Source organism: Phenylobacterium sp. (genome assembly GCF_035309685.1).
GTDB lineage: Bacteria > Pseudomonadota > Alphaproteobacteria > Caulobacterales > Caulobacteraceae > Phenylobacterium.
Genome location: NZ_DATGEX010000008.1, coordinates 55743 through 70238, shown reverse-complemented (window position 1 = coordinate 70238; position 14496 = coordinate 55743). Strand labels below are relative to the sequence as shown.

14 protein-coding genes, 1 other RNA gene and 1 pseudogene are annotated in these 14496 nt (G+C 68.7%); 4 read left to right on the top strand and 12 right to left on the bottom strand.

Features of this window, described 5'->3' with window-relative positions; all coding sequences use genetic code 11:
* The 7 genes and pseudogenes from VKQ35_RS02030 to ssrA all read right to left on the bottom strand — a co-directional run.
* Positions 1–560, bottom strand: a pseudogene (locus tag VKQ35_RS02030) (flagellar motor switch protein FliG); the annotation flags it as partial.
* A 2-nt stretch (positions 561–562) separates the two neighbouring features.
* Positions 563–2209, bottom strand: a complete 1647-nt coding sequence (gene fliF, locus VKQ35_RS02025; RefSeq protein WP_324358378.1) for a flagellar basal-body MS-ring/collar protein FliF — start codon at positions 2207–2209, stop codon at positions 563–565.
* Between the two features lie 161 nt (positions 2210–2370).
* Complete coding sequence (locus VKQ35_RS02020) at positions 2371–4623, bottom strand: serine hydrolase domain-containing protein (RefSeq protein WP_324358377.1); 2253 nt, start codon at positions 4621–4623, stop codon at positions 2371–2373.
* A 97-nt stretch (positions 4624–4720) separates the two neighbouring features.
* The gene (locus tag VKQ35_RS02015) at positions 4721–5485 is read right to left on the bottom strand and encodes a C13 family peptidase (protein ID WP_324358376.1); all 765 of its coding nucleotides are present in this window, start codon (positions 5483–5485) and stop codon (positions 4721–4723) included.
* Positions 5486–5507: 22 nt separating this feature from the next.
* Positions 5508–5978 (bottom strand): PaaI family thioesterase, encoded by a 471-nt coding sequence (locus VKQ35_RS02010; protein WP_324358375.1) that lies wholly within the window; start codon positions 5976–5978, stop codon positions 5508–5510.
* A 10-nt stretch (positions 5979–5988) separates the two neighbouring features.
* A complete protein-coding gene (locus tag VKQ35_RS02005) occupies positions 5989–6480 on the bottom strand; it encodes an SspB family protein (protein WP_324358374.1) in 492 nt (163 codons plus the stop codon).
* A 157-nt stretch (positions 6481–6637) separates the two neighbouring features.
* Positions 6638–6999: a transfer-messenger RNA gene (gene ssrA, locus VKQ35_RS02000) on the bottom strand.
* Positions 7000–7128: 129 nt separating this feature from the next.
* On the opposite strand from ssrA, the gene VKQ35_RS01995 reads away from it, so the two are divergent.
* Positions 7129–7737 (top strand): inner membrane-spanning protein YciB, encoded by a 609-nt coding sequence (locus tag VKQ35_RS01995; RefSeq protein WP_324358373.1) that lies wholly within the window; start codon positions 7129–7131, stop codon positions 7735–7737.
* Here VKQ35_RS01995 and VKQ35_RS01990 read toward each other — a convergent pair.
* Positions 7734–8600, bottom strand: a complete 867-nt coding sequence (locus VKQ35_RS01990) for a hypothetical protein (RefSeq protein ID WP_324358372.1) — start codon at positions 8598–8600, stop codon at positions 7734–7736. The two genes, VKQ35_RS01995 and VKQ35_RS01990, sit on opposite strands and share 4 nt — an antisense overlap.
* 42 nt (positions 8601–8642) lie before the next feature.
* On the bottom strand, positions 8643–9194 hold the full coding sequence (gene ilvN / locus VKQ35_RS01985) for an acetolactate synthase small subunit (RefSeq protein WP_324358371.1): 552 nt from the start codon (positions 9192–9194) through the stop codon (positions 8643–8645).
* 183 nt (positions 9195–9377) lie between these two features.
* On the opposite strand from ilvN, the gene VKQ35_RS01980 reads away from it, so the two are divergent.
* The gene (locus VKQ35_RS01980; RefSeq protein WP_324358370.1) at positions 9378–9746 is read left to right on the top strand and encodes a SnoaL-like domain-containing protein; all 369 of its coding nucleotides are present in this window, start codon (positions 9378–9380) and stop codon (positions 9744–9746) included.
* Position 9747: 1 nt separating this feature from the next.
* Here VKQ35_RS01980 and VKQ35_RS01975 read toward each other — a convergent pair whose 3' ends face one another.
* Positions 9748–10242 (bottom strand): DUF4262 domain-containing protein, encoded by a 495-nt coding sequence (locus tag VKQ35_RS01975; RefSeq protein WP_324358369.1) that lies wholly within the window; start codon positions 10240–10242, stop codon positions 9748–9750.
* 114 nt (positions 10243–10356) lie between these two features.
* On the opposite strand from VKQ35_RS01975, the gene VKQ35_RS01970 reads away from it, so the two are divergent.
* A complete protein-coding gene (locus VKQ35_RS01970; RefSeq protein WP_324358368.1) occupies positions 10357–10671 on the top strand; it encodes a DUF6665 family protein in 315 nt (104 codons plus the stop codon).
* A gap of 36 nt (positions 10672–10707) precedes the next feature.
* Here the strand turns inward: VKQ35_RS01970 and VKQ35_RS01965 are convergent, their stop codons facing one another.
* Together VKQ35_RS01965 and miaA are read right to left on the bottom strand one after the other, a co-directional pair.
* A complete protein-coding gene (locus tag VKQ35_RS01965; protein WP_324358367.1) occupies positions 10708–12501 on the bottom strand; it encodes an acetolactate synthase 3 large subunit in 1794 nt (597 codons plus the stop codon).
* Positions 12502–12668: 167 nt separating this feature from the next.
* Entirely contained in the window at positions 12669–13616 is a 948-nt protein-coding gene (miaA, locus tag VKQ35_RS01960) for a tRNA (adenosine(37)-N6)-dimethylallyltransferase MiaA (protein ID WP_324358366.1), read from the bottom strand.
* On the opposite strand from miaA, the gene serB reads away from it, so the two are divergent.
* Positions 13597–14493 (top strand): phosphoserine phosphatase SerB, encoded by an 897-nt coding sequence (gene serB, locus VKQ35_RS01955; protein WP_414692304.1) that lies wholly within the window; start codon positions 13597–13599, stop codon positions 14491–14493. The two genes, miaA and serB, sit on opposite strands and share 20 nt — an antisense overlap.
* Positions 14494–14496: the final 3 nt, after the last annotated feature.

The window sequence follows — 14496 nt, the reverse complement described above, 5'->3', positions numbered from 1 at the left end:
TCGGTCCTCAAGGTCTGCTCGATCTTATCGAGGATCTCGCGCTGCACCGGCTCCATGCGCAGCATGCGCATGACGCACTCGAGGGCGAAGTCCTCCGGCAGGGCCGATAGCACGCGGGCGGCGTGTTCGGACTTGATCTTGGAGAGGACCACAGCGACGGTCTGCGGGTATTCGTTCTTCAGATAGTTGGCGAGCACGGCCTCGTTCACGTTGCCGAGCTTGTCCCACATGGTGCGACCCGCCGGACCGCGGATCTCCTCCATCAGGGTGTCGACCTTGTCCTCCGGCATGATGGAGGCGAGCAGCTTCTGCGTGAGCTCCACCGAGCCGGTGATCGCGCCCGAGCCCATGCCGGAGACGAACTCCACCAGGAGGTCCTCGACGACCTGCGCGGTGACCTGACCCAAGCCCGCCATAGCCTGGGAGATCACCTTGATCTCTTCCTCGTCCAGGCCGCGCCAGACGCTGGCGTGATCTTCGCCAAGCGCGAGCAGCACCACCGCGGCCTTTTCAGGACCGCTCAGCCTGGAGAGTTCGGCGACGCCTCTGGACTTAGCCATGGTCAGGCGGACTCATGCAGCCAGCCGCGGATGATCGCGACGGACTCATCAGGGTGCTTGTCGACGAACTCGGCGACGCGCTTGACGGAACTGGCCTTCACCTGGCCCTCGATGCGGGCGATGTCGATCTTCTGCTCCAGGCCCTCGTTGACCGGCCCTGGCAGCATCTGCTGGCCGGTCGTGGGGTCGACGGTGATCTGCATCGGCTGGCCGTCAGCGCTGGTGACCATGCGGGTCACGCCCTGCCCGATCGCCAGCTGTCCGCCGCCGGCGCCGCCCAGCGCGCCGCGCAGCAGCGGGCGCACGATGAACAGCATCATCAGGATCGCGACGATGGCCATCACGCCCAGTTCGGCGCCGCGCATGATGTCGTTCTTGTCGAAGCCCATCAGCGGGTTGGCCGCGGTGACGCCGTCGGGGTCCTCGTTGGTGGGAAACTTGACGTTGATCACCTTCACCACGTCGCCGCGGGCCTGGTCGTAGCCGACCGCGGCCTGCACCAACTGCTCGATCTGGGCGATCTCGGCGGCCGAGCGCGGCGTGTAGGGGCCGGGCTTGCCCTTCTTGTCTGCGGGGCCGGTCGAGCCGTCGACGGCGACCGCGACGGAGATCTTCTTCACCGCGCCGGGCTCGGTGACCTGGGTCGTGGTGGTCTTGGTGATCTCGTAGTTGGTGGTGGATTCCTGCTTGCCTGAGTTGTTCGAGGTGTCGCCGCCCTGGTCGACCGACGCGCCGCCCGGCACCTTGGCCGCGGCGGAGGCTTGGGTCGAAGCGCCGGTCTGGCCTTCCTGCGACTTCTCGTCGGTGGTGCTCTCGGACCGGACGACCTGGCCGTCGGGGTCGAAGGCTTCCTTCTGGGTGGTGACGTGGGCGAGGTCGACGTCGGCGGTGACGTTCACCCGCGCCTTGCCGGCGCCCACGATGCCTTCCACCAGGGTCTTCACCTGCTTGGCGATGCGCTGCTCGACCTCGGTCTTGCGGCCGTCGGCCTCGGCGGCCATGCCGGTGTCGCCGCCGCTGAGCGTCTTGGCGTGCTGGTCGATCACGGTGACGCGGTCGGGCTTCAGGTTGGGGACGGCGCCGGCCACCAGATTCTGCACGGCGCGGACCTGGTCGGGGCCGGGCTCGCGGCCGCCGACGCCGAGCGTCACCGACGCGGAGGGCTGGTCGGCTTCTTCCTCGAACAGCTGGCGCTTGGGCAGCACCAGGTGGACGCGGGCCGAGGTGATGCCATCGAGGCTGTGGATAGTGCGGCCAAGCTCGCCTTCCAGGGCGCGCTGGCGGTTGAGCTGCTGGACGAAGTCCGTCTGGCCCATGGCGCTCTGGCTGTCGAAGATCTCGTAGCCGACGGAGCCGGCGGTCGGCAGGCCCTTGGACGACAGCATCAGCCGCGTCGAGGCCACCTGGTCGCGCGGCACCATGATGGTCGAACCGTCGCCCTTCACCTCATACTTGATGCCGCCCTGGTCGAGGGCCTGGGTGATGGTGCCAGCTTCTTTCAGGTCGAGGTTGGAGTAGAGCAGGGCCTTGGGCTGACCCAGGCCCATGGTCACGGCGAACAGCGCCGCCGCGACGCCCGCGCCGATGCCGAGGATGGCGGCGAGCCGTCCAATCCCGAACCTCTGAAGCGCAGCCAGAATCTGGTTCAACGCCGGCGTCCTTCCGTGAAACCAAGCGCGGCGGGCATACGGAATTTGCCTACCGCTAGGCAGGATTTACCCAGTGCTTGGTAAACGCGGGGTTTAGACGTCGCCCGATTTGGGGCCGATTGGCCGCGCGGGCTTAAGACTTCGGGCGTCAGCCGCTCCCCTTAGCCACTCCACGGGCTGAGCGCGCCCCAGAGCGCCAGATCGGCCGAAAAGGCGGCGTAGATCAGCACCGTCAGGCTGAAGAACGCCTTGCGCAGCGGGCTCCAGCTGTCGACGCGGCGGCCGCCCCGCCAGATCGCCGGCATCACCAGGAAGGTGGTGGCCGTGAGCCCGGCGGCCACCAGGGCGCAGGCCGAGGCGGTGATCATCAAGATGCCCGGCCAGCGGTACATCATCTGCGCCTCGTCCCCGGTCTTCGAGGCCCAGAGCGCGAAGAGGCCCATCGCCGCCAGCCACAGCACGGCCTGGATGTTCTGCACCAGGCTGGCGCGGGTCTGGATCTGGTTCTCGCGGAACTCGCGGCGATTGCGCACGGCGATGCCGGCGAGCGTGGCGATCGCGGCCGCGGCGGCGAGCGCGGTCAAGAGCTCCAGCGCCCGCGGCTGGCGCCAGAAGGCGATGCGCTGGAAGACCTGGGTCCCGTTGCCGACATGGAAGGCGCGCGCCCCGTCGTTGGTGTCGAAGGCGATCCGCTCGTTACCCTGGGTGCGGATGAAACCCCCGTCGTCCAGCGAGCCCTCCGGAACCCAGGTGCGCAGGCCCGCGCTGTCGCTGACGGTGAGCTGCCCGTCGTGGGTGACGCCGACCTCGGCCCCGCCGCGCAGCTGGTCGATGAAACCTTCCAGGCCGGAATAGGCGCGGCGCGTGGTCATGTAGTAGCCGGCGAACTCGTCGCCGCGCTGCACAAGCTCGGGCGAGCCCGGCCGAGGGAAGGTCGCGGGCGGCGCGTAGAAATGCTGCACGATGGCGTCGGGCAGGCGGTTCACCAGCGGGCGGCCGGTGTCGGTGTTGGTGGAGATGAAGATCCCCAGGCCCAGGTCCGGCACGACCACCATGTTGGACAGAAACGACAGCGTCGCGCCGCCGTGGCCGTAGCCGCGATGGCCGCCGGGGAGGTCGAAGACCATGAAGCCGTGCGCCCAACCGTTGACGCCCACCGGCGTCTTGCGCAGCGGCGTGCGGAAGGCTTGAGCGGTGACGGGGCCGTAGACGGTGACGCCGTTCAGCTGCCCGCCGCCCAGCTGCATCAGCATGTAGCGGGCCATGTCGCCGGCCGTGGATGAACCCGCGCCGGCCGGCGCGATCTGGCCGATGAACTCGTAGTCGCGGCGCTGGAAGCCGACCGGCGTCCAGCGGTAGCCGTCGGAGATGTCGCCCACCAGGGCCGCGGGCATGGGGGCCGGCAACCCGGCCTTGGGCGCATGCGGCTCGCGGAAGGTGGTGTGACCCATGCCCAGCGGGACCAGAATCTCGTCCTCGACCAGGCGTTCATAGGGCTTGCCGGCGGTGTAGCTGACCGCCTCGCCGGCCAGCGCCGCGCCATAGTTCGAATAGCTGGAGATCGCGCCCGGCGCATGCACCCGCTTGGGCCGTTCCTGGCGCAGGTAGAGATCGAGCGGGCGCACCCGGTTGTAGTTGCGCTCGAACAGCTGGCCGAGCGCCCGGTCCTCGAATCCCGCCGAATGGTCCATCAGGTTGGCGACGCGCACCGGCTGGTCATAGCCCTGGTCCTTCACCTGCGCCTTTTCCGGCAGGTAGAGGTTCACCGGCTGGTTCAGACGCATGCGTCCGGCCTCGACCTCTTTCATCAGGGCGATCCAGGTGAAGGTCTTGGAGATCGAGCCGACGCGGAACAGCGTCCGGTCCGGATCGACGGGGCGCTGCGGGCTCAGGCCCGAAAAGCCGTAGCCCCGCTTCAGGATCACCTGGCCGTTCTGGACGATTGCGACGGTGGCGCCGGCGATGTGCTCGCGGGCCATGGCGTCCTTCAGCATGCCGTCGACAAAGGCCTCCAGCTCGACCGGGGGGATCGCTTGGCCAGCCGCGAGCCGGCCGCCGAGCGCGGGCGGCGGCGGGGCCGCGGGACTGGGAGCGGGGCGCGGCGCGGCCTCGACCGGCGCGGCGTCGGAGACCGGCGCCTCGGTTTGGGCGACCGTCGTGGCAGGCGCCGACCTGGACGCGGTGAGCGGCGTCGCGGCGGCCGGAGCGCCAGGCGGGGCGTCGGCGGGATGCGGCTTCGGCCGGGCGGGCTTGGGATGCAGCTTGGTGTAGGGGATCGGCGCCTTGGGCAGGGTCGGCGCCGGCGCCTCACGCTTGGGGGCGGCCGCCGGGGCCTCGTCCTGAGCCCGCGCGCCGGCCAGCGGCGACAGCATGAACGCCAGGGCGGCGGCGACGGCGAAGACGGTGGACCGCATCAAGGAAACCTAAGGACCGAGCGGAAGGCTCATCCGGTTGTAGGCGCCGCGCTGAGTCATTCCAAGCCTCGGCTCTTATGCGGTAGGCCGCCGGGCGTCAGTTTCGTTTCGGCGGATCGAAGGCGTAGAGCGGCAGCATGGGCTTCAGCGCCGGGCCGATGAACAGCTGCGGCTCGGACGGCGGCTTCATGCCCTCCTTGATCTCGCGCGCGGCGACGCAGACCTGCACGGTCCTCGCCAGACTCGCGAAGTCGCCGACCTTCGGGATCGACTCCAGCACGCACTGGTCGAAGTAGGGATACTTGTCGGCCTCGCCGCAGCCGAAGGAGGTGCGGTCGGGCCGCGCGGCGGTCAGCACCATGCGGTTGGACCCCGCCAGCGGCCCGACGAACACGCCCGAGAAACAGGCCGAGATGATCACCACGGTCGGCCGCTTGCCGCAGGTCGTATCCAGCATGCCGGCCAGGACGCCCGGCGCCAGGAAGCCCTGGTCGACCACCACGCCCATCGGCGCGCCATGCGAGCTGAAATAGACCAGGCAGCCGCCCTGGGCCTTGGCGGTGAGTTCGCTGAGCGCCTGGCCGATGGCCGGCGGGTCGGACTTAGTGAGCGCCACGCCCTTGTAGAGCTCCGGCCGCACGGAGAACTGGCGCAGATTGGCCGGGTCGAAGCCCGCCTGCTCGAAGGCCTGGGTGACGTCGCGGCGCGCGTTGTCGAAGGCTTCCGACGGGGCTCCGGAATGGGCGTGCCAGTCGCCCGCCACCACCACCGCGGCCCAATCGCTGAACGGCGAGGCCGCGGCCGGCGCGGCGAGGGCGAGGCAGGCGAGGCCGATCAGCCAGACCCATCCTTTCCAGGACATGGGGCGGGCGACCGGCCGCACGCTATTTCTTGTAGTTCTGGAACGGGGTCGGGATGGCCGTGCCGGTCGCCTTGGCGAGCAGCTTGCCGTCCTCCCCGTAAATCTCGCCCTCGGTGAAGGCCACCTGGCGGCCCCACTTGGCGACCCGGCCGATCCCGCGCAGCTTGCCGGGCATGCCGGGGCGGAAGAAGCTGGTCTTCATTTCCAGGGTCGGGGCGACCGAGGTCATGCCGGAGGCCACCATGCAGGCGACGCTCATGCACTCGTCGAGCATGGCGCAGAGATAGCCGCCCTGGATCTGTTTCATGGGATTGAGCAGGAGCTCGGCCTTGGCGTCGAACTCGACCTCGACGGTCTTGGTCGCCTGGTTCACCGAGACCATCTTGAAGCCCAGGGTCTGGGAGCCGGTCGGCTGGTTCCTGGTGCGCAGGAAGCGTTCGAGGATCGCTTCGTCGGTCAGGGTAAGCGGCTCGTCGGACGCGACATCAACCATCAGGCGTGGTTCACTTCTTCCGGAACTGGTCGAGGGAGACGACCTTCGCCTCGCCATCGGCGGGCGGCGTCTCGGGATCGGTGTCGGCCGCCCTGGGCTCAGCCTCGGCCGGCTTGGCGTCGGTGGCGGCGGGCGGCTCGAACTGCAGCAGGAACTGCACGCTCGGATCGTAGAACCGGGTCACCGCGGCATAGGGCACCGAAAGCCGCTTCGGCTGGCCGCCGAACTGCAGGGTCACCGAGAAGAAGGTCTCGCCGGGCGCCAGGTCCCAATACTGGTGCTGCAGGACGATGGTCATCTCGTCCGGGTACTTGCCTAAGAGGTCCGGCGGGCCGGAGACGCCGGGCGCGTCGGTCTTGAAGGTGATGTAGAAGTGGTGGGCGCCCGGCAGGCCCTCGGGCGCGGCGGCGCGCTTCAGCGCCGTTTTCACGACCCCGCGAAGCGCGTCCTGGGCCATGGCCTCATAGCGCATCAGGTCCTGGGCGGGCGGGTCTTGCGCCATGGGGTCTCCGAACGAAGACGCGAACCTAACGCCTGTGTTGCAGCGCGCAAAGCAGGTTCATGTCGGAATTATTCTGCAGGGAAGATTAGGTGGGAGGCTTCTGTTGGCAGGCGCCTCGCCCCTTTGCCTGAAAGCAGGGAGGCGCCGCTGAGAGGTAGGTGGGAGGCTTCTGTTGGCAGGCGCCTCCCGGGCCCCGCCTAAGGATCTGAACCCCTAGGACTTAGATTGAGAACCGTCGAACCGCTTACGCGGCCAGGCGGACTTCTCCAGCGAAGTTATCGTTCGCAGTTAGTTTAAAACCCGGGACGGTGGGTCAGGCCGAGAGAAAGCAACACCTTTAGACGTCTGTCGATGCTGATCGGCCCCGCACTGCCTCGGCGATACCCGAGGGAAAGATTGGTGGAGCCGCCGGGAATCGCACCCGGGTCCAGTCCGCTTATTACGTGCGCGTTTATCTCCATAGTCAGAGCAAGCCCTGACCCCGCCAATATAGGCGCGGAGGGTTGTGAAAAGAAGAACTGTTCGTTCGCGAAGCGTGGACGGCGGGGTGTTTTCCGCGAACGGCCACCGGCCGTTCGTGAGCGGCCTGGAGAGGTGAGGGGCTGCGCCACTACCTTGGGAGCATCGAATTTCACCCAAGGTAAGCTTATGAAAAACCTGCTTTTCGCGATCCGACCCCTGGCGCTGGACCTGATGTCCACCCTGGTGTTCGTGGGCTTAAGCGCGCTCACCGGCAATGTGATGCTGGCGACCGCCGTCGCCATCGCGGCTGGCGCCGCCCGGGTGGCCTGGCAGCTGTCGCGGCGCGAGCACGTCAACGCCATGCAGTGGATGAGCCTGGGCCTGGTGCTGGTCACCGGCGGCGCTACGCTCATCACCCACAACCCGCGATTCATGATGGCCAAGCCGAGCGTCGTCTATGTGCTGGTCGGCCTCGCCATGCTGGAGCGCGGCTGGATGCTGCCCTATCTGCCGCCGTCGGCCCGCGAGCATCTGCATGACGATGTGATGATCGGCTGGGGCTATGTCTGGGCCGGCCTGATGTTCTTCACCGCCGCCCTCAATGCGGTGGTCGCGCTGACGATGAGCCTGACGGTCTGGAGCGCCTTCATCGCCATCTTCCCGGCCGCCTCGAAGATCAGCCTCTTCGCCGTGCAGTATCTTGCCGTCCGCGCCCGGGCGATCCGCAACGCCCGGCGCACCGAGGCGGAGGCCGCGGCCAAGGCGAACGCGACGGACCTGCCGATCGCCGCCTAGGGCAAGGTGTCCGGCGCCGGCGCCACGCCGGGCGGCTGCGGCCGGGCCTTCGGGTCCGGCTTCAGCATGCCGCCGTGGGCGACCAGGTCGGCATAGGCCTTGCGCGCCGCGGCGAAGCTGGGGCCCGTCGGGAAGATCACGTCGAAGCGCGGATCGTGGCCCAAGGCGGCGGTGAGCGCCGCCTCCAACGGCGCGGCCGCCTGACCGATGGCGGCGCTGTCGCAGGCGCGGCGGACCGAGCGCGCCCGGCCGGGAATCATCAGGGTCAGGTCATAGGCCGTGCCGTCGACACAGACCTCCTCGGAGATGTCCGGGCCCTCGCTGACCCGCACGCCGCGCGGCGCGGACCACAGGGGGTCGGCCCGCAGCGCCAGCAAGGCCTGCGCCTGGCCGGGCGGCAATTCGGCGTCAAAGCCCATCCGCCGGGCGATCCCCGCCTCGCAACAGGCGAAGCCCGCGCGGCCCTGCACGAAGGCCTTGCCGTCGCGCCGCACCGTCAGGCGGATGACGCTCTGGCGCACGGTCCGCGCCGGGCGCACCCAGACCTCGAGGATCATCTCCTGGCTGCGCAAGAGCTGCCACTGCAGGGGCGGAAGGCCCCAGAGGCGGTAGGTCGAGGGATCGACGCCGCTGTCCACCGGGATCAGCCGCTCGTGGGCGCCCATCCGGCGCGCGCCCAGCGGATCGGCAGCCTCAGGCGGCAGCGGGCGCTTGTCCTCCCACCAGCCCTTCGGGTCCGGCGGCGGATAGGGCCAGATCTCGGCCTGAGCCGGCGGCAGGCCCTTCGGCGGCGGCTTCACGGGCTGGGCCCATGCCGCGCCGGCCGCGGCCACCAGGGCGCATGTCAGGATCGGACGGAACACGTTGGCTAAGCCGCTGAGCCCTCCGGACGGTTCCCCGAAAGACTAGAGCATGTCCACGCCGCGCTGGATGGAGAGCACGCCGGTGCGCGACACCTCCACCAGGCCGAGCGGGCGCATCAGGTCAGCGAACTTATCGATCTTCGACGGCGCGCCGGTGAGTTCGAAGACGAAGCTTTCGTGGGTGGTGTCGATCACCTTGGCGCGGAAGATGTCGGCGACGCGCAGCGCCTCGACCCGGTCCGGCCCGGTCCCCTTGACCTTGATCAGCGCCAGTTCGCGCTCCAGGCCGTTCGGGTCGCGGGTCACGTCCTGCACGTGTCTGGTCGAGACCATCTTGGTGAGCTGGGCCTCGATCTGCGCCAGCACCGCCGGCGTGCCGCGGGTGACGATGGTGACCCGGCTGGTGTGGGCGTTGTGGTCGGTCTCGGCGACCGTCAGGCTCTCGATGTTGTAGCCCCGCGCCGCGAACAGGCCGACCAGCCGGTGCAGCACGCCCGGCTCATTGTCCACCAGCACCGCGAAGGTCGCCGAGTTCTCGACCTGGTCCTCGTGGGCGAGATCGTAGACGGAGGCGGGCTGGGCGGTGTCGGTCATGGGGTCTCTTTCTTGGGCCCGACCTTATAGCGCCGCCGCGCGCTGCTGCCAGCACGCTGTCACGAGCGGGATGTAGTCATGGCCGTGTCGAATTCGCGCCATCCCGCGCGTCTTCATCAAGGGCCCGCCGCAAGCCTGTCACAGGGACGGCGGAGGATCGGGCTGAGCAGAAGGGAGTCCGTCATGACGACGCAGGACGTGGCCAACGATCTGGTGGCGATGTGGAAGGCCGGCGATTTCAAGAACTCCGGCGAGAAGTACTGGGCTGACGACGTAGTCTCGATCGAGCCCGGCGCGCCCAACGGCGGCGATCCGGTCTCCAAGGGCAAGGCCGCCGCCCGCGGCAAGGGCGAGTGGTGGGAAGGCGCCCACGAGGTGCACGGCGTCGAGGTCGAGGGCCCCTGGGTGAACGGCGACCGCTTCGTCGTCCGCTTCAAGATGGACGTCACCCAGAAGGAAAGCGGCCAGCGCTTCGTCATGGACGAGCACGCCCTCTACACGATCAAGGACGGCAAGATCGCCGAGGAGGCGTTCTTCTACGCCGGCATGTGACTCAGGCCTCAGCCGCCGGCAGGTAGAGTTCCCGCTGCAGGGGCCGCAGGCGCTCGTCGTACTGCGGCTCCCAGGGGAGGCGCCCCTCCGGGTCGCTGAGGACGAGTTGGAACGCCCGAAACTCCGGCCCGGCCTGGATCGCCGCTATCGTCTCGGCGATGCCGAGCCAGGGCTGTTCTTCGTCAACATATCGACTGGGGTGGACTTCGCGCCAGACGGCCGGGTGCGCCGCCGATTTCCACGCCTCGCCGTCCCGCAACACCAGTTCTCCGGCTTTCAACTCCTCAAAGACCGTTCCGAAGATGCCGTTCGCGCTCCTCTGCGGAACATCGAAAACGATGACTTCGGGTGCGCCTAGGCTGCTGAGGAATCCGATTGTGTAGGCCCAGCTTGGTGACGACCGATAGTCGCCGACGTAGATTCCACTCCAGCCTTGGCGCCGAACGCGCCGCGCCGTGTCCCATCGATGAATGGCCCGCTTGAGTGCTCTGAACATCGGTCCCTCCGATAGGAACATTTATAGAACAAGCGAGATGTCGGTCAATGCGAGGCAGATCCCGTGAGCGAAGGTCGCTTGCGCGCGTGGGGCTGGACGCCAACATGGGCGTGCATGTCCTCGCCGCCCTTCACGCCTTCCATCCTGTCCCGCCTCGGAGCCCGCGACGCCGCCGACGCGGCTCTGCAGGCGGAACTCGTCAGCGAGCAGGCGGCGTCACTGGGTCGCGTGGGCCGCAAGGCCGAGGCGGCGCTGGCGGCCCTCAGAGCTCATGAGGGCGAGGGCCGCGCCGAGGTGCTCAAGACGGCGGCCGACGCCGTGTGGTGCTTCTTCGTCCAGCGCGAGGTCATGGGCCTGCGCGACCGCGCCCAGATCGTCGCCGACTACCAGATTCCGCGCGAGGTGATGGTGCGGCTGGGCGCGCGCTAGACCAGCCGCTTGCCGGCGTCGTCGACGATCGTGCCCCTAGACCAGCCGCTTGCCGGCATCGTCGATGATCGTACCTAAGTCGCGGGCTTCGTCGGCCATGATCATCTCGTTGTGCGCCTTGCCGGACGGGATCATCGGGAAGCAGTTCTCTTCCTTGGTCACCCGGCAGTCGAAGATCACCGGCTTATCGACGGCGATCATCTCGCGGATCATGTCGTCGAGCTCGTCGGGGTGCTCGGCGCGGAAGCCGACGCCGCCGTAGGCTTCGGCAAGCTTCACGAAGTCGGGCAGGCTGGCGGAATAGGTGTGCGAATAGCGCTCGCCGTGCAGCAGCTGCTGCCACTGGCGCACCATGCCCATCCACTCGTTGTTGAGAATGAAGATCTTGATCGGCAGGCCGTACTGCACCGCCGTCGACATCTCCTGCATGGTCATCTGCACCGAGGCGTCGCCGGCGATGTCGATGACCAGGCTCTTGGGATGGGCCATCTGCACGCCGACCGCGGCTGGGATGCCGTAGCCCATGGTGCCCAGGCCGCCGGAGGTCATCCAGCGGTTGGGCTCCTCGAAGTGGAAGAACTGGGCCGCCCACATCTGGTGCTGGCCGACCTCGGTGGTGATGTAGGTGTCGTGGCCGCGGGTCAGCGCGTAGAGTCGCTGGATGGCGTGCTGCGGCTTGATCAGCTTGCTGTCCGGGCGATAGCGGAAGCTGTCCACCGCGCGCCAGGCGTCGATCTGTTTCCACCAGTCGGTCAGGGCCTTGGGCTCACACTTCAGGTTCTTCGCCTTCCAGACCGCGATCAGGTCGGCGAGCACCGAGCCCGCGTCGCCGACGATGCCGATGTCGGTGCGCACGTTCTTGCCGATGGAGCTGGCGTCGATGTCGATGTGGATCTTGCGCGAGCCGGGCGCGAAGGCGTCGAGGCGGCCCGTCACCCGGTCGTCGAACCGCGCACCGATGGCCACCATCACGTCGCAGTCGTGCATGGCGTTGTTGCTCTCGAACGAGCCGTGCATGCCCAGCATGCCCAGCCACTTCGGGTCCGACGCCGGGAAGGCGCCCAGGCCCATCAGGGTCGAGGTCACCGGCGCGCCGGTCAGCTCGGCGAACTCGCGCAGCAACTTGGCCGCCTCGGGCCCCGCGTTGATGACGCCGCCGCCGGTGTAAAGGATCGGGCGCCTGGCCTTGGCGATCATGGCGGCGGCCTCGGCGATCCGGCCCGGGTCGCCCTTGGTGCGCGGGTTGTAGTTGTGGACGTGCTTGACCTCGCTGGGGCCCAGATAGGCGCCCTTGGCGAACTGCACGTCTTTCGGAATGTCGATCACCACCGGTCCAGGCCTTCCGGAGGTCGCTATGTGGAAGGCCTCGTGCAGGATGCGGGGCAGGTCGGCGACGTCCTTCACCAGGTAGTTGTGCTTGGTGCAGGGCCTGGTGATGCCGATAGTGTCGCATTCCTGGAAGGCGTCGGTGCCGATTAGGTGGGTGGCGACCTGACCGGTGATGACGATCAGCGGGATCGAGTCCATCAGGGCGTCGACGATGCCGGTCACCGCGTTGGTCGCGCCGGGGCCGGAGGTCACCAGCACCACGCCGGGCTTGCCGGTCGAGCGCGCATAGCCCTCCGCCGCGTGGGTGGCGCCCTGCTCGTGGCGCACCAGCACGTGCTGCAGCCGCGGCTCCGCGTAGAGCGCGTCGTAAATCGGCAGCACCGCGCCGCCCGGATAACCGAAGAGCACGTCCACGCCCTGGTCGATGAGCGCGCGCACGACCATCTCGGCGCCCGAGAGGGTGATGGTTTCGGCTTCGATCGTCGGGGTGTGGGCGGTCATGGCTGGGCTCTGTTTGGGCAATAAAAAAGGCCCTCGAGGGGGCCTGGTGCAAGCGACCTTTGACGGGCTGAGCGAGCTCAGTCCGCGGCGGGCCGCCTTACGAGTACAAGAATAGTGCGCACGAGATTTCCTCAGGAAGTTCGGTTCAGGCGTTTCGCATGCTGCGCCTAGGGCGTCAAGGCAGGGTTAAGAGCAACAAACTGCCTCCATTGCGCCTCGGCGTCGATTTCGGTGAGCCGCGGCCAGTCGGCCATCTGGCCGCGCATCCAGGTGGTCTGGCGCTTGGCGTAGCGGCGGGTCTCCTGCTGGGCGGCGGCGAGTGCAGCCGCGAGCGTCGTCTCGCCGCGCAGATGGGCGGCGAATTCGCGCAGGCCCACCGCCTTCATCAGCGGCATGTCGGCGTCGAGATTCCGGGCCACCAGGCCCGAGACCTCGTCCAGGACGCCGGCCTCGACCATCGCGGCGAGACGCGCATCGCAGCGGGCGTAGAGGTCCGCGCGGGGCGGCTCCAGAGCGACGGCGCGCCAGGATCCGGGCGCGATGGCCGGCCGGCCGTTGTTCTGCCAGTCGCTGAGCGGGGTTTCGGTGGCGGCGAACACCTCCCAGGCGCGCACCAGCCGTTGGCGGTCGCCGGGCGCGATGCGCGCGGCGGCGGCCGGGTCGACCGCACCCAGGCGGCCGCGGAAGTCCATCTCGCCCATCCGGTCGTAGTCGTCGCCGGCCTGGGCTCGGACCTCGGCCGGGACCTGCGGGATCTCGGCCAGGCCCACGGTGAGCGCGCGGAAATAGAGGCCGGTGCCGCCGACCACGACGGCAGGGCGATCCCGCGCGGCGATCTCGTCCAGCACGGCGGTCGCCGCCCGCAGCCAACGGCCCACCGACCAGCCGTCCGCCGCGTTGACGGTCCCGAACAGGTGGTGCGGGGCCTCAGCCTCCTCCTGCGGCGACGGTCGGGCGGTCAGCAGGCGCAGGTCGCGGTAGAGCTGCATGGAATCGGCGTTGACGATTTCCCCGCCCAGGGCGGTGGCCAGGCGCAAGGCCAGCGCCGACTTGCCGCTTGCCGTGGGTCCGGCGATCAGCCAGATGCGGGGCTCCATGGACCTCGTGCTCACCATCGTCGCGCCCCCGAACGCAGGCGCCTTCTCCGCCAACCTACGCGAAACGTTCGCGAGCGTCGGGGCGCGGGGCAAGGAATCTCGCAAGCTTGACGCCGGCGATATGGCCGCGACCGATGTGATCCTGGAGGCCGACGACCTGGCGGCGGTACGCGCCGCCCTGGGCCCCGCGCTCGACGGCCAACCGGTGGACTGGTGCCTGCAGCCGCTGGAAGGCCGCCGCAAACGCCTGCTGGTCGCCGACATGGATTCGACCATCATCAACGTCGAGTGCCTGGACGAGCTGGCCGATTTCGCGGGCCTGAAGGCGGAGATCTCGGCGATCACCGAGCGGGCCATGCGCGGCGAACTGGCCTTCGAGGGCGCCTTGCGTGAACGCGTGGCCATGCTGAAGGGTCTGCCGATCAGCGCCCTGGAGGAGACCTACGACGAGCGCGTGCGGCTCAATCCGGGCGCGCGGACCCTGGTGCGGACCATGGCGGCGAACGGCGCGCACTGCGTGCTGGTCTCCGGCGGGTTCAACTTCTTCACGGTTCGGGTGGCGGCCGAGGCGGGCTTCCACGCCGACCGCGCCAACTGGCTGAAGAGCGAGAAGGGCGAGCTCACTGGCGAGGTCGGCGAGCCGATCCTGGGGCGCGAGGCCAAGCTCGCGGCGCTGCAGGAAGAGGCCGCCGCCCACGACCTGGCGCTTTCGCAGACTCTCGCCATCGGCGACGGGGCCAACGACCTGGCGATGATCGAGGCCGCGGGCCTGGGCGTCGCCTATCGCGCCAAGCCCATCGTGGCGGCCCAGGCGCACGCGCGGATCGACCACTGCGACCTCACCGCGCTGCTCTATTTCCAGGGCTACGAGATCGGCGGCTTCGTTACAGACTGAAGC